This is a genomic window from Arthrobacter sp. ZGTC212 (assembly GCF_002929255.1).
Taxonomy (GTDB): domain Bacteria; phylum Actinomycetota; class Actinomycetes; order Actinomycetales; family Micrococcaceae; genus Arthrobacter_B; species Arthrobacter_B sunyaminii.
Window position 1 is genome coordinate 600,866 of record NZ_PJIJ01000003.1, and the last position, 21,635, is coordinate 622,500.

Here is a 21,635-nt window from a genome sequence, read left to right on the forward strand (position 1 = left end):
TTCCTCCGTAGCTCAATTGGCAGAGCATTCGACTGTTAATCGAAGGGTTACTGGTTCAAGTCCAGTCGGAGGAGCAAGAGACCCCCTGCGAGGCTGAAAATGCCTCCCAGGGGGTCATTTTTTATATCTTCTGCGGTTACAGTGGGTCGATAGTTTGCCGACGACGGCCAGTCCCGGACATTCCCCGCCGGCCGTCTCACTGCCTTTTCCGGCAACATCGGCAGGAGCCTCGTCATGACAGCACACGCACATGCCCGGCAGCCCATCAGCACCGGGGACATCTTCGGTTCGCATGAGGGCGGCAAGCTATCTGTTGAATCACGGCTTCCGCTGGACAGCATCAGGAACCTGTCCATCGCCTACACCCCCGGGGTCGCCGAGGTGAGCCGGGCGATCGCCGCAGATCCCGAACTGGCGGACACCTACACCTGGGCCTCCCGGCTGGTGATTGTGGTCAGCGACGGTACGGCAGTGCTGGGACTCGGGAACATCGGTCCCTCTGCTTCCCTGCCGGTGATGGAGGGAAAATCTGCACTGTTCAAAGCCTTTGGCAAGCTAAATTCCATCCCGCTGGTTCTAAACACCACCAACGTTGATGAAATCATCGAAACGCTGGTGCGGCTGCGGCCCAGCTACGGTGCCGTGAACCTCGAAGACATTGCCGCACCGCGCTGCTTTGAGTTGGAACAGCGGCTCATCGAAGCCCTGGACTGCCCGGTCATGCATGATGATCAGCACGGCACCGCCATCGTGGTTCTCGCCGCGTTGCGCAATGCTGCGCGCGTCGTCGACCGCCCGCTGGAGGGCCTGCGGGTGGTGATCTCAGGCGCCGGCGCCGCGGGAGTGGCCTGCGCCAACATCCTGCTGGAGGCCGGAATCCGGGACGTGGTGGTCCTCGATTCGCGCGGGATCCTCTCTGAGCGACGAACGGATCTCACCGGAGTCAAGGCTGACCTGGCCGCCAGGACCAATCCCCGAGGCGTGGACGGCGGAGCCGCTGAAGCCCTCAACGATGCGGACGTCTTCATCGGAGTATCCTCCGGCACTGTGGATGAGGCAGTTCTGGCCACCATGGCCCCGGATGCGGTGATTTTTGCCCTCTCCAATCCCGATCCGGAAGTCCATCCCGAGGTGGCTGCACGCTATGCCGCCGTGATTGCCACCGGGCGCAGCGACTTCCCGAACCAGATTAACAACGTGCTGGCCTTTCCGGGGGTGTTCCGCGGCGCCCTGGACAGCGGTGCGCGGCGAATCACCCCGGCCATGAAGGTGGCCGCCGCTGCAGCCATCGCAGACCTGGTGGGAGCCGATCTCAGCGCCCGCTGCATCGTTCCCAACCCGCTGGACCCCCGAGTCGCGCCGGCCGTCGCAGCAGCAGTGGCCGCCGCCGCACGGGACCGCTAGCCTTACGGAAAAAACGCCCCTGCAGGCCGCCGCACGCAGGACATCGGCGGCCTGCAGCGTTTTTCGGCGGTTGTAAAGTCCGCCCCGGCACTGCTTTCGCCGCAGCGACAAGGCCTCTGCTTCTCGGCCTGTTCCCACCTAGGCCCTTCGTGCCTAGGGTTATGCGTAGGATTAGTAGGTTTGGGGCGGGACTTTCACAACATCTACGAGAGACAGAGGAACCTTCAATGGGCGCAAGCCAGCCAGAGCCTCACCCGGGTGAATCCGACAAGGTGGCCCACCCGTTCAAGGTGATTGCAGTTACCGTGGCGGCAGCAGTGGGCGGCCTGCTGTTTGGGTTTGACACGGCGGTGATCAACGGCGCCGTGGACGCCATTGGCGAAGAATTTACACTGAGCCCCGGGATTCTGGGCTTTACGGTCGCCATCACTCTTTTGGGTTGCGCAGCGGGCGCCTGGTTTGCCGGTCAGCTGGCAGACCGGCTGGGGCGCAAGAAGGTCATGGTGGGCGCTGCCATTCTGTTCGCCGCCAACTCCGTGGGTTCCGCCTATGCCTTCAGCGAGTGGGACCTGATGTGGTGGCGTCTGGTGGGAGGCCTCGCCATCGGTACCGCGTCCGTCATCGCACCGGGTTACATCGCTGAGGTTGCCCCCAGCAAGTGGCGCGGAGCGCTGGGCTCGGTCCAGCAGCTGGCGATCACCCTGGGCATCTTTGCCGCGCTGCTGTCCGACGCTTTCCTGGCTGATACCGCGGGCAGCGCCCTCGGAGAACTGTGGTGGGGCTTGGCGGCGTGGCGCTGGATGCTGCTGGTTGGTGTCCTTCCCGCCATCGTTTACGGTGTGCTGGCCCTGACCATTCCGGAATCTCCCCAGTATCTGGTCCGCCACAACCGGGACGAAGACGCGGCGAGGGTGCTGCGCTCGGTCTCCGGGGTTCAGGACACGGACCTGAAGATCCGACAGATCAGGGAGAGCTTCAACAGCAAGAAGCCCACTTTCAAGGACCTGCGCGGCCCGAAGTTCGGACTCCAGCCGATCCTCTGGGTTGGCATGGCCATCGCCGCTTTCCAGCAGCTGGTGGGCATCAACGCCATCTTCTACTACTCCACGACACTGTGGAAGTCCGTGGGATTCAGCGAAAGCGACTCGTTCACGACGTCGGTCATCACCTCCGTCATCAACGTCGTTATGACCATTGTGGCCATTGCCTTTGTCGACAGGATCGGTCGCCGCAAGCTGCTGATGATTGGTTCCGCGGGCATGTTCGTGGGCCTTTTGATGGCAACGATCTCCTTCTCCCAGGCCGAAGGTATTGGCGACAGCGTGGAACTGACCGGTATATGGGGACCGGTGGCGCTCGTGGGCGCGAACCTCTTCGTCATCTTCTTTGCCGCTACCTGGGGACCGGTCATGTGGGTCACCCTCGGCGAGGTCTTCCCGAACAACATCCGCTCGCTGGCCCTTGGGCTGGGAGCGATGGTCAACTGGATCTTCAACTTCATAGTCACCCTTTCCTTCCCCTGGGTGAGCGACAACTTTGGGGTCTGGATCATGTACGCCATCTTCACCATCTTTGCCGTGATCTCGTTCTGGTTCGTCAAGACAAAGCTGCCGGAGTTCTCAGGCCGGGACCTCGAAGATCGGGAAGGTCTGGAAACCACGTAGGCGGGTTCCCCCTGTTCACAATGTGAAAGGTGAGGACAATGGTAATTTTGGGTAATGGCAACGGCGAAGAATAATCAGGGGACGGAGGCTGGGCGCATGAAACGCTCCGCTAGTACAAGAAGGACCGCAGGGAACTCCTCGCTGGTCGGTTTAGCGAAAGTAATGGCCCGGCTGACCCCCCGCCAGCTGACGGATGAGCTTGGCTTGGCCACTGCCGAAATGAAGCAGAAGGGCATCAAGGCAGGAATCGCCGCAGCATTCATGGTGATTGCGCTGCTCTTCATCGCCGGTCTGGCCGTTGCGCTGGTTGTCGCCGCGATCCTTGGCCTGGGCACCATCATGCCGGGGTGGCTTGCCGCGCTGCTGGTGGCCCTGCTGTTCCTGATCATCGCCGCAGTGGGTGGTTTGATCGGATACAGCCGGTTCAAGAAGACCCTGCCGCTGCTTCCCGAGGAAGCCATCTATGGCCTTCGGTATGACCTTGGGGTCCTCAAGGAAGGACGCAGCTTCGACCCGGCCACGCTGGAGAAGAAGCCTGCGGAGCCCAAGGACAAGAACAAGGACAAAGACAAGAAGAAGAACGACGACGACGCCCCCAAGCAGGCCACGCCCGAGGAACTGCGGACCCGCACCCGGCAGCGCCGCGAGCACATGGCCGCCGTCCGGGACGGACTGGGTGAGAAAGCCGACGTCAAGGAACAGATCCGGGAGCTCAAGGCGCGCCGCGCCGCTCAGCACCGCAGCTCCGGCACCGACGGGCAGGGCTCCGCGTCCTCCAGCGACGAAATCATGGCCCTGATCAAGGAACGCTGGCAGCCGCTGACGGTGCTGGCGGCATCACTGCTGGCCATGGTCATCATGATGCGCAGGCTCTCACAAAAATAGGTCCCATCATCGCTGACAAGGGGAGTGGGCCGTGATCAGAGTGATCGGTGCGGGAACGCGCCCGGGCCGTGCGCCAGCGGAACTGGACACCTTCTGGACCCTTCCGAACCTGATCACGGTCCTTCGCTTTCTCGGAGTACCGCTGTTTGTCTGGTTCATCGTCCGTGACGAGTACGGGCCGGCGTTCATCACCCTCGTGACCGTGGGTTCCACCGACTGGGTGGACGGATATCTGGCGCGCCGGCTGGGGCAGGTGTCCCGGGTGGGCAAGTGGCTGGACCCGGTGGCTGACCGGTTGGCGCTGATCGTTGTTGCAGTAACCTTCGTGGTGGATGGAATAGCTCCGTCATGGCTGGTCCTGGCCATCGTGATTCCGGACGCCGTCCTCATCATTAACGCCCTCGTGCTGTTCCGGGGCAGTCCCAATCTCCCCGTAAGCAACATCGGCAAGATACGGACTGCCCTGCTTCTGCTCGGCGCGCCGATGCTGCTGCTCCAGCGGGTCCCGGGATTTGAATACGCCTGGCTGTCCGCAGCGGGGACGGCAGTGCTTCTGCTCGGCTGCATTGGCCACATTCTTGCAGCGGCAGGTTATCTGCGCGCGTCCTGGAATAAGCATGCCCGGGAACGCGCTGCGGCCGGGAACGGCTAATGGTCGGCATCGCCATCACGTGTGCCCTGGCCAGCGCGGTGTTCCTGGCCTTTGGTGCCCAGCGCCAGGGAAGCGCGGTCAGCGCCGACACGGGCGGACTGGAGCTGCGTTCTTCGCAGCTGCTGCGGCTGCTGCGCAATCCCCGCTGGCTGCTGGGACTGTTCCTGCTGGGGGTGGGTACCGCCCTGAATGTCACGGCGCTGACACTGGCTCCGCTGACCGTGGTCCAGCCCATCGGCTCGATCGCGCTGGTGATCACCACCATCGTGAATTCCAGGGACCAGGGCCTGCGGATGAACCGCATTACCGTCGTCTCCATCGTGGCGTGCGTGGTGGGCAGCGCACTGTTTGTCTCCCTCGCCGTCGGCGTCACCCGGGACCAGCAGGAGGTGCGGCCCGCACAGGAGCTGACCATCGTGTTGATCCTGGCAGTGGCCGTGGTGTTCTTCGGCACACTGAACGCAATGTTCGGGCGGCGGATCGGCGCCATCGGCTTCATCGTGGGCGCCGGAGTCCTGTTCGGTTTTGTGGCGGTACTGACCAAGGTCATTGCGGCGGATCTGCTGAATCCCAACGGCCGGTTCCTGTTCAACGTCCCGTGGTACACGCTTCTGGGCATCGCCGTCGCCGGCGGGCTCGGGGCCTGGTTTGTGCAAAGCGCCTACTCCAGCGGCCCGCCGGATCTTGTGATTGCCGGGCTCACGGTGATTGATCCGATGGTGGGCATCGCCATCGGCATCGGAGTGCTTCATGAACTGGTGCCCGATGTGCCTGCTGTTGCGGCCGTTGCCATGGGGGTCGCAGCTTTGATTGCTATCGTGGGGGTCGTTGCCCTGTCCCGGTACCATCCGGACGTCATCCAGAGGCGGGCAGAGGCACGGCGCCGGCAAAAGCAAGGTGCCGCAAAAACTTCGAAAGACCAAAAGAGGGGCTCCCTGTGACCGACGACGCATCGGCCGACAAACCGCTGACCATCCTCATTGCGTGCGACACCTACCCGCCGCACCTGAACGGTGCCGCCCAGTTCGGCTACCGGCTGGCGCGCGGATTGAACGGACGCGGCCATGACGTGCACGTTCTCGCGCCTAACGACGTCGACGGCGGCAGCCGCAGCGACTTGGACGGAGACTGGCCCGTGCACCGGCTCCGGTCACACGGTGTCCCCACCCACGAGTACTGGCGCATCTGCCTGCCGTGGGAGATCAAAAAGGAAATCAGCCTGCTCTTCGACCGGGTGCAGCCCGATGTGGTCCATATCCAGTGCCATTACATGGTGGGGGAGTACACGCTGTACGAGGCGGAAAAGCGGGGGATCCGCGTCATTGCCACCAACCACTTCATGCCCGCAAACCTTGACCCTTTCCTGCCGTTCCCCCGCTGGTTCAAGAACATCGTTGCCAAGAACTCGTGGAAGGACATGGGCAAGGTCATGGGCCGTGCCGCGGTTGTCACCACCCCGACGCCGCTGGCTGCGAAGGCCATGCATGACCATGCCTTCCTGTCCGACGTGCTGCCCCTGTCCAACGGCATCGATGCATCGGTCTACGAACTGCAGCCCGGCGAGATAATCGAAGCGCACGAACACCCCACCGTGCTTTTTGTTGGCCGACTGGCGGAGGAAAAGCACGTTGACGTGCTGATCGATGCCGTGGCGAAGGTGCCGGCCCATTTGAACGTCCGCGCCGACATTATTGGCGGCGGCGAGGTCAAGAGCAGTCTGCAGGCGCAGGTGAAGCGGCTGGGACTAGAGGGCAGGGTTGTCTTCCATGGCCTGGTTTCCGACGCTGACCTGCGGCGGGCCTATCAGCGGGCCGATGTGTTCGTCATGCCCGGGACCGCTGAACTTCAGTCGCTAGTGACCCTTGAGGCGATGTCGGCGTCCACCCCGGTACTGCTGGCCGATGCGATGGCACTGCCGCACCTCGTGGACCCGGGGCGCAACGGTTACCTGTTTGAACCAGGCAACAGCGATGAACTCAGTGACCGGCTGACGTCCATCCTGGAACTAGACTCCGCCGAGCGGGCCGCAATGGGCGCGCACAGCCGCTCGATGGTCGAGCGCCACAGCCTGGACGCCACCTTGTCCACCTTTGAGGACCTGTACTACGGACGGCCTCTGGACCAGGGAACCCTCTAGCTCGCCGTGTGTCCCTCCCGCCGGATTGGTGGGAGGGACATGCCTGCCACTAGGATGTCCATGTTGCGTTCGTCGCAGCACTGCCCGCGTGCGGGCGTCGAGGGGCTGTAGCTCAGCTGGTCAGAGCAGCGGACTCATAATCCGTGGGTCGTGGGTTCAAGCCCCACCAGCCCTACTTTGTGATGAGTCGAGACATCATTTCCGAATGAGTCGCGACATAGGTAACACCCCGGTCTTCTGACCGGGGTGTTTTCTTATGCACGGCAGGCCGGCAGTCCTGCACCCGCAGAAGGCGATCGTGTTGTACATCATGTTACCGATGGGTAACATGGGTGAGACCGGCTTCACAGCCTACAGATCACTGATGATCAGCAGCGAAGGATATTTCCATGGCAACTATCGACGTCGACAATCTCCCGTACGCGGACGGCGACTTCTACGCATTTGAAGAGCTCCTCTCGGACAAGGAGCGGGACCGCCTCCTTGAGGTCCGCGCCTGGTTGAAGGCAGAGGTCACTCCGCACGCTGCGGACTGGTGGAATGCCGGTGAATTCCCGCACCACATGATCCCGAAAATCGCCGAGCTGGACGTCATGAGCCCGGTTTACCGCCAGGGCCACTCCAACCTCTTCGCAGGTCTCTGCCACGCCGAGTTCACCCGTGCCGACACCTCCTTTGCAACATTCCTGGGTGTGCACGACGGCCTGTTCACCGGCTCCATCGAAGCGCTGGCTTCAGAGGAGCAGAAGGCTGCCTGGCTGCCCGACATCTATGCGATGAAGAAGATTGGCGCCTTCGGACTGACCGAGCCGCTGGGCGGCTCCGATGTTGCCGGCGGTACCCGCACCACGGCCCGCCGCGATGGCGACAACTGGATTCTGAACGGCGAAAAGCGCTGGATCGGCAACGCCACGTTCTCCGACTGGGTGGTCATCTACGCCCGCGACGTTGCAGACAACCAGGTCAAGGGCTTCCTCGTGGACACCAAGACCGAGGGCTACAGCGCCACCAAGATCGAGAACAAGATTGCCCTCCGCACGGTGCAGAATGCCGATATTGTCCTGGACAACGTGGTGGTTAGCGATGACTTCCACCTGAAGGGCGCCAACAGCTTCAAGGACACCAACAAGGTCCTCAAGGTCACCCGGCTTGCCGTGGCCTGGCAGGCTGTGGGCCAGCAAATGGCCGCCTTCGATGTGGCCCGCAAGTACGCCGTGGAGCGCCAGCAGTTCGGTAAGCCTCTTGCGTCCTTCCAGCTCGTCCAGGAGCAGCTCGTCAAGATCCTGGGAAACACCGTCAGCTCCATGGGCATGATGGTCCGTTTGGCGCAGCTGGAAGACCTGGGCCGGGCCAAGGATGAACAGTCCGCACTGGCCAAGGCCTTCACAACGGCACGCATGCGCGAGTCGGTGGCGCTGGGCCGCAGCATCCTTGGCGGAAACGGAATCGTTACGGACTACGGAATGGCCAAGATCTTCGCCGATGCCGAAGCGATCTACTCCTACGAAGGAACGTACGAGATCAACACGCTGGTCACCGGCCGTGCCATCACCGGGGTAGCCGCGTTCGTCTAAAGCAGAGGATGCGGACGGTCCGGCCTGGCGGTTTCCGCCGGGAGTTCTTCGGGCCTGGCGCTGTTCCTGACATGTGGTCAGTCCCTCCGGGGGCTGGCCACAGTGCGTTAACGGAACGGTTAATGGACCACTGAGTTGACGGACCCGCGCGTTCACGGATCAGTCCTCCCTCGAAGCGGACAGGTCAGCGGCCCCGCTGCAGCGGCAGCAGCACCGAAGGTCTGCGGTCCGTCACGTAGATCAGCGGATTGACGTAGTCGCCGTTCAGCCGCACGCCCCAGTGCAGGCAGGACACCGCGCAGTGGCCCGGAGACGGTGCCTCCGCCAGCACGCCGATAACCTCGCCTTCAGTGACCGAGTCCCCGGTGGACACGGAAGCGTCCACCGGTTCAAAGCTCGCCAGCAACCCTCCGCCCAAATCAACCGTCATGACCGGCCGGTTCACCACCCAGCCGGCAAAGACCACGGTCCCTGCTGACGGGCTGAGCACCTGCGCCCCGGGCAGTGCCGCGAGGTCAGCTCCCCGGTGACCGGCCAGCCAGCGCTGCGGCGGCGCCCGAAAATCCCGGATAACCTGCGGGGCAGGGGAGAGGGGCCAGCTCCACGCAGGCTCGTAGGCTGTCGTGGCGACGCGGGAGGCGCCGGCCCGGGGTTCTGCGGCCGGCGTCGGAGGGCTCAGGGCTTGGATCGGCATCGAGGCGGACACGGGCAGTATGAGAAGAGCAGCCAGTAAGCTGCGGCCCCGGGATCGCGTGATCATGCCCCATCATGAACCGGCGGCGGGGCCCCGTCGGGGGCTTTCTGGACGGCGGTGGAAAACCTTGCCGCTCCGGCCGCGGTGCCGGACCCTGGGGAGGGCGGAACGTCCCCCGAGCTGGTGTATAGTTGACGAAGCAGTTTGCTGTGCCATGTTCCCTGCCCGCAGGGGGATGCCGCCCGTGTTTCACCGAAACGCAAGCGCGTGTCCGGCACTGGAATCTGACTACGCGTGCCCCAATTATCCCGACCTTTCCCATGGAAAAGCCGGGGTGCCTCTCCATCGGTCCGGTAAGCCGGCAGGAGATGCATGCTGTTTCAGCTGATGGGCACCAGGAGCTTCACCCGCCCGGGTGTACAGCTATCAACCGTCAATTGGCAGCAGGAAACATGTGCTTCGGCACGCCGATCCGCTGCCGGAAGGAGTGACGACATGCCCGTCGTTACAATGCGCCAGCTGCTCGACAGCGGCGTCCACTTTGGACACCAGACCCGTCGCTGGAACCCGAAGATGAAGCGTTTCATCTTCACCGAGCGCAACGGCATCTACATCATCGACCTCCAGCAGTCGCTGTCCTACATCGACCGCGCCTACGAGTTCGTCAAGGCCACCGTTGCCCACGGCGGAACCGTACTGTTTGTCGGTACCAAGAAGCAGGCTCAGGAAGCCATCGCCGAGCAGGCCACCCGTGTTGGCCAGCCGTACGTGAACCAGCGCTGGCTCGGCGGTATGCTCACCAACTTCCAGACCGTTGCCAAGCGCATCCAGCGTCTGAAGGAACTCGAAGAGATCGACTTCGACGACGTTGCCGGCTCCGGCCACACCAAGAAGGAACTGCTGCTGCTGAAGCGCGAGCTCACCAAGCTGCAGACCAACCTCGGCGGCATCCGCAACCTGACCAAGGCTCCGTCCGTGGTCTGGATCGTTGATACCCAGAAGGAACACCTCGCCATTGACGAGGCCAAGAAGCTGAACATCCCCGTTGTTGCCATCCTGGACAGCAACTGCGATCCCGATGACGTCGACTTCCCGATCCCGGGCAACGATGACGCCATTCGCTCCGTCAACCTGCTGACCCGCGTTATCGCTGACGCTGTTGCTGAGGGCCTCATCGCCCGCCACAACAAGTCCGGCAACACGGAAGCTGCGGCTGAGCCGCTGGCTGAGTGGGAGCGCGAGCTCCTCGAAGGCGCAGCAGCACCCGCCGCCGAAGCCGCTCCGGCTGAGGCCGCTCCGGCTGCTGAAGAAGCTCCGGCCGAGGCCGCTGCCGAAGCTCCCGCCGCGGACGCAACAGAGAAGTAAATAGAAGTTCCTTGGGTTCCGGCTGCCTGCCAGCGGGAACCCAAGGGTATCTGCTGGCGCGGCTGGCCGGAACTTTCCGGCCAGCCGCTCTGGCGGAATCTCACCAAAACTTATAACGGGAGGACTGGAGTCCAAATGGCGAACTACACCGCTGCTGACATCAAGGCACTGCGCGAGCGCACCGGCGCCGGCATGATGGATGTAAAGAAAGCTCTGGACGAGGCCAACGGCGATGCCGACAAGGCCATGGAGCTCATCCGCATCAAGGGCCTCAAGGGCGCAACCAAGCGCGAAGGCCGTTCCACCGCAGAGGGCCTGGTTGCTGCCAAGGTTATCGACGGCACCGTCGGCGTCATGATCGAGCTGAACTGCGAAACTGACTTCGTTGCCAAGTCCGCCAAGTTCATCGAACTGGCCGACAAGGTTCTGGCTGCCGCTGTTGAGTCCGGTGCTGCCGACGCAGAAACCCTCCTCGCCTACAACGTTGACGGCAAGCCGCTGTCCGAGGTTGTTGTCGAAGAAGGCGCAATCCTGGGCGAGAAGGTTGTTGTCCGCCGCGTGGCACGCATCGAGGGCAAGGCCGTTGATGCTTACCTGCACAAGACCTCCAAGGATCTGCCTGCTCAGGTTGGCGTCCTGTTCGCCGTCGACGGCGACAGCGATGCTGCCAAGACTGCTGCACATGACATCGCCGTGCACACCGCTGCTTACGCTCCCACCTACCTGACGCGGGACGAAGTCCCCGCCGAGACTGTGGAGAACGAACGCCGCATCGCAGACGAGACGGCACGCGCCGAGGGCAAGCCCGAAGCCGCGCTGACCAAGATCGTCGAAGGCCGCCTGACCGGTTTCTTCAAGGAAATCGTTCTGCTGGACCAGCCGTTCGCGAAGGACGCAAAGAAGACCGTTGCGAAGGTCCTCGAAGAGGCCGGAACCGCACCGTCCGGTTTCGCCCGTTTCCGCGTAGGCGCCTAGCCCACAAGGCACTGGACCTGACGGACACGTCATCATGAGCAAAAGGGGCAGTCACCAAGGTGGCCGCCCCTTTTGTTTGCCCAAAACCTTTCTCAAAATTCTGTACTAAGAACTTTCCTAAGCCCGGGAGGCACCATGGCCCACGTCCTGAAAGACACCGATTTGACGCGACGACGCGTACTGCTCAAGCTGTCCGGGGAAGTCTTCGGCGGAGGGAAGCTGGGTGTCGACCCCGACACGGTCCGCGCCGTAGCCAAGCAGATCGCCGCCACGGTCGGTGAAGTGGAAGTCGCCATCGTTGTGGGCGGGGGAAACTTCTTCCGCGGCGCTGAACTCTCACAGAGCGGCATGGACCGTTCGCGTGCGGACTACATGGGCATGCTGGGCACCGTGATGAACTGCCTGGCTCTGCAGGATTTCCTGGAGCAGGCCGGCGTCGAAACGCGTGTCCAGAGCGCCATCACCATGGGACAGGTTGCCGAGGCCTACATTCCGCGGCGCGCCATCCGGCACCTGGAAAAGGGCCGTGTGGTCATCTTCGGTGCCGGTGCAGGCCTGCCCTACTTCTCCACCGATACCGTGGCGGCCCAGCGGGCCCTTGAGGTGCACGCCGATGAGGTCCTGATGGCCAAGAGCGGGGTGGACGGTGTCTACACCGCGGACCCCAACAAGGATCCCGAAGCCACCCGCCTGGAAACGCTGACATACGACGACGCCCTGCGCCAGGACATCCGCGTCATGGACCAGACTGCCATGACCATGTGCAAGGACAATGACCTGAACATGGTGGTCTTTGGCATGGAAGGCGAAGGAAACGTCACCCGCGCCATCCGCGGTGAGAAGATCGGCACCGTCGTTTCGAACTAGCGGACCGGGAGCCTGGGGCCGGAGAGGCCTGGAGGAAGGCGGCTTTATTATTCCGGAGGCCGTCCGCGGCCGACGGGATATCGTTGCCGCCGTTCCAGGCCTTGCAGGCCCCACCCCCTCCGCCTCGCAAGCTCGGTGCAGGGAACCCTGACCCTTTTGCGCCAGAGGGTCCCCCCTCCACCTCGCAAGCTCGGTGCAGGGAACCCTGACCCTTTTGGCTTAGGATGAATAAGAGAGCCCAGCCACCACAGCGTGGACATTTTTTGTGTGTTAGGAGACACCATGATCGACGAAACCTTGAAAGAGGCCACCGACAAAATGGACAAGGCGGTGGAAGTGGCCAAGGAGGATTTTTCGACGATCCGCACCGGCCGTGCCACCCCCGCATTGTTCTCCAAGGTTCTGGTGGATTACTACGGATCTCCCACCCAGCTGCAGCAGCTGGCGTCCTTCGCGACGCCTGATGCCCGTACCCTGCTGATCACCCCCTATGACGTCACTGCGCTCCGGGCCATTGAGCGGGCACTGAGCGATTCCGAGGTGGGTGCCAACCCGTCCAACGACGGCAAGGTCATCCGGGTGATCATGCCGGAGCTGACGCAGGACCGCCGCAAGGAATACGTCAAGATCGTGAAGACCAAGGGCGAAGACGCCAAGGTTTCGGTCCGGAACATCCGCCGCAAGGCCAAGGACGCCCTGGACCGCCTGGTCAAGGACGGCGAAATTGGCGAGGACGACGGCGCCCGTGCCGAGAAGGACCTCGATGCGCAGACGAAGGCCCACACCGAGGCCATCGACGATCTGCTCAAGCGCAAGGAAGCCGAGCTGCTCGAGGTCTGATGAGCAACGACCAGCCTCACAGCAAGGCTGGCGGTGCGTCCCTTGAGACTGATCCGGCAGCAAAGGCCACGGACATGAGTGCTACCGAAGGAACCGGTTCTCCTGAACCGGGAAAGCCATCCAAGCGCGGACGGGGCAAAATGCCCAAGGCCCCGGCGAAACCTTCCAAAGCCGGGCGTAACCTGCCCGCCGCCATTGGGGTCGGCGTCGTCCTGCTCGGGGCACTGCTGGCCGGGCTGCTCTTCTTTCCCTTCGCGATCGTAGCCATCGCCACGGTCTTTGCCGCCGTGGGCGTCTGGGAGGTGAGCCGGGCGCTGGAAGTCCGGAGCATCAAGGTGCCCATGGTTCCGGTCCTGGTCGGAACCGTGGCATTGCCCTTTGCTGCCTACTTCGGCGGCAGCGAGGCGCTGGCTTTTGCCCTTGTGGCGTCCGTCGTCGCGCTCCTGCTCTGGCGCACCATCGACACCGCGGACGACGCCGTGCGCAGCATCCTCGCCGGCATTTTCGTGCTGCTCTGGGTGCCCTTCATGCTGAGCTTCGCCATGCTTTTGCTGGGGGAGCCCGGCGGCCAGGTCCGTGTTGCCGTGCTGCTGCTGCTGGTGGTTTCCAACGACACCTTCGGATACCTCGTGGGGGCAATCTTCGGAAAGCACCCGATGGCTCCCAAGATCAGTCCGAAAAAGTCCTGGGAGGGATTTGCGGGCTCGGCTGCCGGCGCCACCGTAGTGGGCATTATTGCTGCGCTCTATTTCCTGGACCAGCCGTGGTGGTTTGGCCTTGTCCTCGCTGTTGCCACGGTTGCCGCGGCAACGGCGGGAGACTTTTCCGAGTCCATGATCAAACGCGAACTCGGCGTCAAGGACATGTCCAACCTGCTGCCCGGGCACGGAGGCATCATGGACAGGCTGGACTCCGTGGTCTTTGCCTCACCCGTGGTCTTCATGCTTTCGGTGCTGCTGGTGCCTGGGGCTTAGCGGCAGCAGATTGATCCGCAGCCATCAGGCACCGGTGGCGGGCCGAACAGGTCCCTGAGGTGCGGCAACGTAGGATAGTGACAGGTTTTCCATCAGTCTCGGCAAGCGGCATGACCACAGAGGAACAGTAAGACATGGACGAAGCGCGGCAGGCCAGCGCCCCTTTCGAGCGTGTGGGGCGTCGGGAATACGGGTACAACACACGCCAGGTTGACGAGTTTCTGGCGAAGGCCCGCAGCTACTACAACGGCGAAAATCCAGCCGCAACGGCCATCACCAGCCGTAACGTCCGGTCCATGGCGTTTGATCCGGCCAAGGCCGGATACGAACCGCAGGCCGTGGACGCCGCGCTGGACCGGCTCGAAGACGTCTTTGCACAGCGTGAAAGAGATGAGTTGATTCAAGACAAGGGCGAAGAAGCCTGGCTGATGCAGATTGGCCGCACCTCGGCCGTCCTGCGCGGCCGGCTTCACCGGAAGCCCGGGGAACGGTTCCGCCGCCCCAGCCGGCGCAAGGTGCCCAGCTACAACGTGCAGGACGTCGATGCGCTCTGCAACGAACTGCTCGGATACTTTGAAAATGACAAGCCCCTGAGCGTCGACGTGGTGCGGCGTGCCGTCTTCCGCGAGGCCAAAGGCCCCGAAGGGTATGAAGAAACGCAGGTTGACGTGTTCCTTGACCGCGTTGTGGAACTGATGGCGTCGATCGACTAGCTTCGCCTGAAGGGCGGCGGAACGGCTGGTCCGCCGCCGCAGTTCCGTCCTCAGCTCCGACGCTTAGGGGCATGCGGCCGTTCCGGCGTGTGCAGCCGTGCCAGGATCTTCGCGGCACCCGCAGGTGCGAGGTCCGGCCGCAGCCTGGAGGCCACCACGGTCATCAGAAACGCAGCGGGCACGGTCCAGGCCGCCGGTTGCTCCAGCCACACCGGCACCGGCCCGCCGGCAGTGGCCAGCACGCCGCCGGCCACCATGGCGCCTCCGCACAGCACTGCTCCGGTGACCATGCCCGCCACGGCTCCGGGGGCGGTGAGCCCCCGCCACCAGATGCCCAGCACCAGCAGCGGACACAGGGTTGATGCGGTGAAAGCGAACACCATGCCCACGCTGCCCGCCAGTGCCTGCGAGCTGGTCAGCAGCGCCAGCCCCAGGGGCACGACGGCGGCCAGAACAGCTGAGAGCCGGAACCCGCCGACACTGCCGCGGAAGAGATCCTGGCTGAGCACTCCGGCCAGTGACACTACGAGCCCGCTTGTGGTGGACAGGAAGGCCGCAAAGGCCCCCGCCGCAACCAGCGCCGACAGCAGGTCTCCCAGGGCGCCGTCGAACACCCGGCCCGGCAGCAGCAGCACTGTGGAATCCGAACCGCCGGCGGCCAGATCCGGAGTGTAGATGCGGCCGAGCACCCCATAGATGATGGGAAACACGTAGAACAGCGAGAGCAGGCCCAGCACGATCAGAGTGGTCCGCCGGGCCGAGCTTCCATCGGGATTCGTGTAAAAACGCACCAGGACGTGCGGCAGGCCGAGGGTGCCGCAGAGCAGTGCGATGCTCAGCGATATGTTGCGGTAGAGGGACGCATGCGTCTGGGGGTCCAGTGCGGCGGCAAAGGCCGCACCGCCGTCGGTCCAGGGCAAACCTTCGCGGGAAAGCCGAAAGAGGACAAAGAGAACGGGCACCGCGATGGCCACCAGCTTGAGCCAGTACTGGAAGGCCTGGACAAAGGTGATGGAGCGCATTCCGCCGGTCATCACGCTCAGGCAGACCACCACCACCACGGCCACGGATCCCACCCATCCCGGCAGCCCGGTGGTGATCCGGATGGTCAGGGCCGCTCCGTGCAGCTGCGGCACAATGTACAGCCAGCCGACGGCGATCACCAGGAGAGTGGTGATGCGGCGGGCGGGCAGCGATTCGAGCCGGGCCTGGGCAAAGTCGGCGATGGTGTACGCCCCTGACCGGCGCAGCGGTGCGGCTACGAACAGCAGCAGCATCAGGTAGCCGGCCGTGTAGCCGATGGGGAACCAGAGGGCATCCACGCCGGAGACCAGGATCAGCCCGGCCACACCCAGGAAGCTCGCGGCGGACAGATACTCGCCGCCGATGGCTGAGGCATTCCACCACGGACGGACGGTGCGGGAGGCAACATAGAAGTCCCCGGTGGTGCGGGAAATGCGCAGCCCGTAGACACCGATCAGCAGCGTGGCGGCGGTGACCGCTGCCAGGGCCGCATAGCCTGCCGCCGGGCTCATGCCGCCCGTCCTGGATTAGAAAGCACCGGCATCAGGCGTCATCAACCAAATCCAGGAACCGCTGCTCGTTCCGGGCCGCACTGCGGACATACAGTGCGCCGCAGATGATCACCAGCGGGTATACGCCCACCCCGAGCAGGAACCAGGGCAGCGGGACAGTGAAGAGCGTCAGGCCGGAAACTACCGGGAGGAACGCCAGCAGCACCGGCACGCCCAGCAGGATCACCATGAAACCCCCGCCCACCACCAGCGCGAGCCGCAGCTGGGAACGGATCAGTGAACCGATAAACAGCTCACCCACTTCGGTCTGCTCGTCCAGTTCCCGCGAGACGGTGTAGGCCGCAGCGGAAGCCGGAGCGGACCGCGCAGCCCTCACCCGCACGCGCTGCGGTTGTCCGCCGGCCGCCGGGGAAGCGTTGGTGGAGGAAGCGGAGGTGTCCGCACCGGGTTCACCGTTCATGAGCGGGCACGCACCCGGCTGGCGGAGAGCGTGCTGCGTACTCCCGGCAGGTGGCGCCTGCTGACCGGCAGTTCGGCGGATCCCACAGTGATGCCGGCGCGGCCGCCGGCTACCCGCACCTGCCGGATGTGCGCACGGGACACCAGATAGGAGCGGTGGATGCGGACAAAACCCGCCTCCGCCCACTGTTCTTCAAGCTCGGTGAGGGGAACCCGGATCAGATAGGACGCAGTGTCCGTGTGGAGCCGGGCGTAATCGCCCTGCGCCTGCACATACAGGATGTCTTCCCGGCGGATGATGCGGGTGGTGCCGCCCTGAACCACCGTGACGACGTCGCTGTCCCCGGCTGCCGCTTCCGCCACCAGGTCACAGATTCGGCGCACTGATTCAGCCAGGCGCACCGGACGGACCGGCTTGAGCAGATAGTCCACAGCAGCGAGGTCGAAGGCGGCCAGTGCCTGTTCCTCATCCGCCGTGACAAACACCAGTGCCGGCGGACGTTCCATGGCCCCCAGCACGCGCGCAATATCCAGCCCGGACAACGCCGGCATGTGAATGTCCAGGAACACCGCGTCCACGGCATGGCTTTCCACGAGTTTCAGCGCCTGGGCGCCGCTGGAGGCCCGGTGGATTTCGCCAACCCGGGAATCCTTGCCCAGGAGGAACGCCAGCTCGTTGACGGCAGGCAGTTCATCATCGGCCACAACCACGGAAATCTGCCGGGTACCGGGTTTACCAAGAGCTGACATGTGAATCAGGTTACAAGACCCGGGTGCGGTGGCCCGGCTGCGACTTGGGGATGCGCATGGTAATCAGGGTGCCTGCGCCCGGGGCGGTGTCGATGACCAGCCCGTGATCCTCGCCGTATACCTGGCGCAGCCTGACGTCGACGTTGCGCAGGCCAACGTGGTCGCCCTCAGCATGCCCGGCGAGGACGGACCGCAGATAATCGGGGTCCATGCCTACGCCGTTGTCTTCGACGGTAATGACCGCCATGGCGCCTGCATCCGTGGCCGTGATCGTGATGTGTCCCTCGCCGTCGGCGGCTTCCAGCCCGTGGCGCACCGAATTCTCGACCAGCGGCTGCAGGGACAGGAAGGGGATGACGGTGCCGAGGACCTCCTGGCCGATCTGCAGGCTGATCTTCAGGCGTTCACCGAAACGGGCACGCTCCAGGAGCAGATAGCGGTCGATCGCCTGCAGCTCTTCGGCGACAGTGGTGAAGTTTCCGCTGCGCCGGAACGTATAGCGGGTGAAATCCGCGAACTCCACCACCAGTTCCCGCGCCCGCACCGGATCCGTGGTGATGTAGGAGGCAATCGCGTTGAGCGAGTTGTAGATAAAGTGCGGGCTGATCTGCGCCCGCAGCGCGCGCACCTCCGCCTCCATCAGCAGGGTGCGTGAGGTGTCCAGCTCGGCCAGCTCCATCTGGGCAGCCACCCAGCCGGCCACGTCGTTGGCGGCCCGGACCAGTCCGGCGCTTACAGCGGGCGCAAAAACGGCCAGCGTGCCCACGGTCTGCCGGTTTACCTGCAGCGGGCACAGCAGCAGCTGTCCGGTGTCGTCGTCGAACCCCAGCGTGCGCAGTGATGCGCCGCGGAAGACCCGGGTGCGGCCGCTCTCCAGCACCGCGGCGGAGGCTGCCAGCAGCCGGGCGCGTGGGGCAGGGCCGTCCGGCAATGTTCCCTCCCAGGCCAGGACGGCAGCCGCGTCGGCAAGGATCAGCGTGTCGCAGCCCAGCAGTGCGCGCAGGTGCCGGGCGGCCTTGCCGGCGCCGGAGGCCGTGAGTCCGGTACGCAAATGGCGCGAGGCAAGGGTGGCGGTGTGGAGCGCGGCATAGGCGGCCCGTTCAGTATCAGAGCCGAGGTCCCGCTGCGAGCGGCTGAGGCGGTAGCCCAGCGCAGCGATGGCCGCCACCGTGAGCACTGCGAAGGCGCAGATCACGGCGATATCGACGGCGGGGCTGAACATGCCCTTTAGCCTAGCCGCCGGCGCCGGCAGCACCGCTCGCCGCGGCAGGCCGGACCGCTTACCGCAGGGGAATGACCGTTCAGCGAGGCAGCGCCGGAGAATCTGGTGCACCGGCGCCATTCGTAGCAGGGTGATGCTGATCACAATTTGTACGTGCGTGCTGTCCGGAGCCGGTTGTCCCAAGGGACGGTTGCCGGGACGTGCCCAACTCAAGGAGGAGCGATGGCAAAACAGCAACCCGCCGGATCCGGCGCCCATGCGGCGCCGGTCGATTTCACGGAGGTTCAAAAATCTCCGGAGCTGCAGGAGCTGCGCAAGCGGCAGCGCAGTTTCATTTTCCCGATGGCCGTGGTTTTCCTGCTCTGGTACTTCGCGTACGTGCTGCTGGCGGACTACGCCCACGACTTCATGTCCACCCAGGTCTGGGGCAACATCAACATCGGGCTGATCCTGGGCCTGCTGCAGTTCGTCACAACCTTCGGCATCACCATGTGGTACGTCAGCTACGCCAACCGCCGCATGGACCCCATTGCTGCGGACCTGCGCGAAAAACTTGAGGCCAAGGGCGTCCGCCGTCCGGAGGAGACCAAATGAGCACGGTGAACATCATGGCGGCCGAGGTGTCCGCCGAGGCCGTCCGGGAAACCGGCTGGCTGAATATGCTGATCTTCGGCCTGTTTGTGGCAGTGACGCTCATTGTCGTGCTGCGGGCCAGCCGCAACAACAAAACTGCGGCCGATTACTATGCTGCAGGCCGGTCCTTCACCGGACCGCAGAACGGCACTGCCATTGCCGGCGACTACCTGTCGGCGGCGTCCTTCCTGGGCATCGTGGGAGCCATCGCCATCAACGGCTATGACGGCTTCCTCTACTCCATCGGTTTCCTGGTGGCCTGGCTGGTGGCACTGCTCCTGGTGGCCGAAATGCTCCGCAACACCGGCAAGTTCACCATGGCCGACGTGCTGTCCTTCCGCCTGAAGCAGCGCCCGGTCCGGATTGCTGCGGCCATCACCACGCTCGCCGTCTGTTTCTTCTACCTGCTGGCCCAGATGGCCGGCGCCGGCGGGCTGGTCTCCCTGCTGATGGGCATCGACTCGAAGATCGGCCAGTCCCTGGTCATCACCGTGGTTGGCGCCCTGATGATCATCTACGTACTGATCGGCGGCATGAAGGGCACCACCTGGGTGCAGATCATCAAGGCCTGCCTGCTCATTGCCGGCGCCGGCATCATGACCATCTGGGTCCTGGCGATCAATGGTTTCAACCTGTCCGAACTGCTCGGTTCCGCGGTGGAAATGTCCGGCAATCCGGAGCTCCTGAACCCGGGCCTGCAGTACGGCAAGACCGGCACCACCCGCCTGGACTTCGTGTCCCTGGGCATGGCCCTGGTGCTGGGAACTGCCGCCCTGCCGCACGTGCTGATGCGTTTCTACACAGTGCCCACGGCCAAGGAAGCCCGCCGCTCCGTGGTGTGGGCCATCTGGCTGATCGGCATCTTCTACCTGTTCACCCTGATCCTGGGCTACGGTGCCGCTGCGCTGATCCCGGCCGAGACCATCACCTCCGCTCCCGGCGGCGTGAACTCTGCGGCCCCGCTGCTGGCGTTCGCCCTCGGCGGCCCGGTGCTGCTGGGACTGATCTCCGCAGTGGCCTTCGCGACCATCCTGGCCGTGGTGGCCGGGCTCACCATCACGGCGGCGGCATCCTTTGCCCATGACATTTACGCCAACGTCATCCGCAAGGGCAAAGTGGACGCGGACGGCGAGGTTAAGGTTGCCCGCCGCACGGTGCTGGTGATCGGCGTGGTCTCCATCCTCGGCGGCATCGGCGCCCAGGGGCAGAACGTTGCCTTCCTGGTGGCCCTGGCGTTCGCCGTGGCGGCCAGCGCCAACCTGCCCACCATCCTGTACTCGCTCTACTGGCGCCGCTTCAACACCCAGGGCGCCATCTGGAGCATGTACGGCGGGCTGATCTCGGCCATTGTGCTGATCATTCTGTCGCCGGTCTTCTCCGGTGCCGAGACATCCATGGTTTCGGGCATCGACATCTCCATCTTCCCGTTGAACAACCCGGGACTGGTTTCCATCCCGCTGGCCTTCTTCCTTGGCTGGCTCGGAACTGTCCTGGGCAAGGACGACGAGTCGCCGCAGAAGCAGGCGGAAATGGAAGTCCGCTCGCTGACCGGCGTCGGCGCGGAAAAGGCAGTGGACCACTAACCCGGTCCGGCCTCAAAACGTTGGGGGGCACCCGGGTTCCGTACTTCGGTACGGAACCCGGGTGTTTTGGGTTCAGGCTCCGGCCTCGCCGCGCTCCAGAAGCGGCGACACCCGGAAGGGAATGAGTTCGCCCATGGCGAGGTTCGTGTCGCAGCGCTCGACGCCGGGGACGGCCAGGATCGCTTTGTTCACCCGGAACAGGTCCTCGGCATCTTCGGCCACCACCCGCAGCAGGATGTCTGCATCGCCCGTCAAACCGTGCGCTTCCACCACCTCGGGGACGCCGGCCAGCTGCGCCGTAATCTCGGCGAGGCGCTGCTGCTGCACATGCACGTGAACAAAAGCCATCAGCGGATAGCCCAGGGCGGCCGGGCTGATCCGGCGCTCAAAGGACAGGAACACCGACTTCTTTTCCAGCTGCGTCAGCCGCGCCTGGACGGTGTTGCGGGAGATGCCGAGGGCGGTGGCCAGCGCAACGACAGTGCGCCGGGGATCCTTTGCCATCGCCAGAAGCAGTCGGGTGTCGGTACTGTCCAGCAGGCGCATAGTGCGAAAGATTAGCACGGCCCGCCAGCGACTCGTAGGGCATAGTGCTCAGCAATAGCGCAGATGGTTGTGCCACCTGATGAGTGTGAGTAGTGTCACACCTATCCGGGCAACGTCGCCCGGGCATCGGTTCGGTCCCGCCACCCCTGGGGCCCAACACGGA

The 21,635-nt window shown here is 64.1% G+C and carries 21 protein-coding genes and 2 tRNA genes; 17 read left to right on the plus strand and 6 right to left on the minus strand.

Features of this window, described 5'->3' with window-relative positions; genetic code table 11:
- The first annotated feature begins 1 nt into the window (after position 1).
- From CXQ89_RS14895 to CXQ89_RS14935, 9 genes are all read left to right on the plus strand, one after another.
- Positions 2-74: transfer RNA gene (locus tag CXQ89_RS14895), tRNA-Asn, on the plus strand.
- Between the two features lie 160 nt (positions 75-234).
- Entirely contained in the window at positions 235-1,404 is a 1,170-nt protein-coding gene (locus CXQ89_RS14900) for an NADP-dependent malic enzyme (RefSeq protein WP_104161804.1), read from the plus strand.
- 227 nt (positions 1,405-1,631) lie between these two features.
- Positions 1,632-3,068 carry a sugar porter family MFS transporter gene (locus tag CXQ89_RS14905; protein ID WP_104161805.1) on the plus strand — a complete coding sequence of 479 codons (1,437 nt, stop codon included), beginning with the start codon at positions 1,632-1,634 and terminating at the stop codon, positions 3,066-3,068.
- 96 nt (positions 3,069-3,164) lie between these two features.
- Positions 3,165-3,953 carry a phage holin family protein gene (locus CXQ89_RS14910; protein WP_181032380.1) on the plus strand — a complete coding sequence of 263 codons (789 nt, stop codon included), beginning with the start codon at positions 3,165-3,167 and terminating at the stop codon, positions 3,951-3,953.
- Between the two features lie 31 nt (positions 3,954-3,984).
- The gene (locus CXQ89_RS14915; protein ID WP_104161807.1) at positions 3,985-4,605 is read left to right on the plus strand and encodes a CDP-alcohol phosphatidyltransferase family protein; all 621 of its coding nucleotides are present in this window, start codon (positions 3,985-3,987) and stop codon (positions 4,603-4,605) included.
- Entirely contained in the window at positions 4,605-5,546 is a 942-nt protein-coding gene (locus CXQ89_RS14920) for a DMT family transporter (protein WP_104161808.1), read from the plus strand. Before CXQ89_RS14915 ends, CXQ89_RS14920 begins: the two co-directional genes overlap by 1 nt.
- A complete protein-coding gene (locus CXQ89_RS14925; RefSeq protein ID WP_104161809.1) occupies positions 5,543-6,742 on the plus strand; it encodes a glycosyltransferase in 1,200 nt (399 codons plus the stop codon). The genes CXQ89_RS14920 and CXQ89_RS14925 overlap by 4 nt, the downstream gene beginning before the upstream one ends.
- A gap of 101 nt (positions 6,743-6,843) precedes the next feature.
- A tRNA-Ile gene (locus tag CXQ89_RS14930) sits at positions 6,844-6,917 on the plus strand.
- A 214-nt stretch (positions 6,918-7,131) separates the two neighbouring features.
- Complete coding sequence (locus CXQ89_RS14935) at positions 7,132-8,316, plus strand: acyl-CoA dehydrogenase family protein (protein WP_104055341.1); 1,185 nt, start codon at positions 7,132-7,134, stop codon at positions 8,314-8,316.
- Positions 8,317-8,500: 184 nt separating this feature from the next.
- On the opposite strand, the gene CXQ89_RS14940 is transcribed toward CXQ89_RS14935, so the two are convergent.
- Positions 8,501-9,022, minus strand: coding sequence for a murein hydrolase activator EnvC (locus CXQ89_RS14940; RefSeq protein ID WP_258060119.1), 522 nt, complete (start codon positions 9,020-9,022; stop codon positions 8,501-8,503).
- Between the two features lie 483 nt (positions 9,023-9,505).
- Here CXQ89_RS14940 and rpsB point away from each other — a divergent pair, with 483 nt between their 5' ends.
- The 6 genes from rpsB (at position 9,506) to CXQ89_RS14970 (ending at position 14,744) form a co-directional block, all read left to right on the plus strand.
- Positions 9,506-10,375 carry a 30S ribosomal protein S2 gene (gene rpsB / locus CXQ89_RS14945; protein ID WP_104055573.1) on the plus strand — a complete coding sequence of 290 codons (870 nt, stop codon included), beginning with the start codon at positions 9,506-9,508 and terminating at the stop codon, positions 10,373-10,375.
- A 135-nt stretch (positions 10,376-10,510) separates the two neighbouring features.
- Entirely contained in the window at positions 10,511-11,350 is an 840-nt protein-coding gene (gene tsf, locus CXQ89_RS14950; RefSeq protein ID WP_104055343.1) for a translation elongation factor Ts, read from the plus strand.
- 135 nt (positions 11,351-11,485) lie between these two features.
- On the plus strand, positions 11,486-12,217 hold the full coding sequence (gene pyrH, locus CXQ89_RS14955) for a UMP kinase (RefSeq protein ID WP_104055344.1): 732 nt from the start codon (positions 11,486-11,488) through the stop codon (positions 12,215-12,217).
- Between the two features lie 282 nt (positions 12,218-12,499).
- The gene (gene frr / locus CXQ89_RS14960; RefSeq protein WP_104055345.1) at positions 12,500-13,057 is read left to right on the plus strand and encodes a ribosome recycling factor; all 558 of its coding nucleotides are present in this window, start codon (positions 12,500-12,502) and stop codon (positions 13,055-13,057) included.
- Positions 13,058-13,131: 74 nt separating this feature from the next.
- On the plus strand, positions 13,132-14,031 hold the full coding sequence (locus CXQ89_RS14965; protein ID WP_374952993.1) for a phosphatidate cytidylyltransferase: 900 nt from the start codon (positions 13,132-13,134) through the stop codon (positions 14,029-14,031).
- 134 nt (positions 14,032-14,165) lie between these two features.
- Complete coding sequence (locus CXQ89_RS14970) at positions 14,166-14,744, plus strand: DivIVA domain-containing protein (protein WP_104055347.1); 579 nt, start codon at positions 14,166-14,168, stop codon at positions 14,742-14,744.
- A gap of 50 nt (positions 14,745-14,794) precedes the next feature.
- On the opposite strand, the gene CXQ89_RS14975 is transcribed toward CXQ89_RS14970, so the two are convergent.
- From CXQ89_RS14975 to CXQ89_RS14990, 4 genes are read right to left on the minus strand one after another with little or no spacing between them, the layout of a single operon-like run.
- Positions 14,795-16,279: a cation acetate symporter gene (locus CXQ89_RS14975; protein ID WP_104161812.1), complete on the minus strand. Its 1,485-nt coding sequence runs from the start codon at positions 16,277-16,279 to the stop codon at positions 14,795-14,797.
- Between the two features lie 31 nt (positions 16,280-16,310).
- Positions 16,311-16,739 (minus strand): hypothetical protein, encoded by a 429-nt coding sequence (locus tag CXQ89_RS14980; RefSeq protein ID WP_258060120.1) that lies wholly within the window; start codon positions 16,737-16,739, stop codon positions 16,311-16,313.
- Positions 16,736-17,488, minus strand: a complete 753-nt coding sequence (locus tag CXQ89_RS14985; RefSeq protein ID WP_104161813.1) for a LytTR family DNA-binding domain-containing protein — start codon at positions 17,486-17,488, stop codon at positions 16,736-16,738. Before CXQ89_RS14985 ends, CXQ89_RS14980 begins: the two co-directional genes overlap by 4 nt.
- Before the next feature lie 10 nt (positions 17,489-17,498).
- Positions 17,499-18,710, minus strand: a complete 1,212-nt coding sequence (locus CXQ89_RS14990; RefSeq protein ID WP_104161814.1) for a sensor histidine kinase — start codon at positions 18,708-18,710, stop codon at positions 17,499-17,501.
- Between the two features lie 222 nt (positions 18,711-18,932).
- On the opposite strand from CXQ89_RS14990, the gene CXQ89_RS14995 reads away from it, so the two are divergent.
- Both CXQ89_RS14995 and CXQ89_RS15000 read left to right on the plus strand, forming a co-directional pair.
- Positions 18,933-19,304, plus strand: coding sequence for a DUF485 domain-containing protein (locus tag CXQ89_RS14995; protein ID WP_104055351.1), 372 nt, complete (start codon positions 18,933-18,935; stop codon positions 19,302-19,304).
- 14 nt (positions 19,305-19,318) lie between these two features.
- Positions 19,319-20,926 carry a cation acetate symporter gene (locus CXQ89_RS15000; protein ID WP_372434155.1) on the plus strand — a complete coding sequence of 536 codons (1,608 nt, stop codon included), beginning with the start codon at positions 19,319-19,321 and terminating at the stop codon, positions 20,924-20,926.
- A 72-nt stretch (positions 20,927-20,998) separates the two neighbouring features.
- On the opposite strand, the gene CXQ89_RS15005 is transcribed toward CXQ89_RS15000, so the two are convergent.
- Entirely contained in the window at positions 20,999-21,472 is a 474-nt protein-coding gene (locus CXQ89_RS15005; protein ID WP_104161816.1) for an Lrp/AsnC family transcriptional regulator, read from the minus strand.
- Between the last annotated feature and the right edge of the window lie 163 nt (positions 21,473-21,635).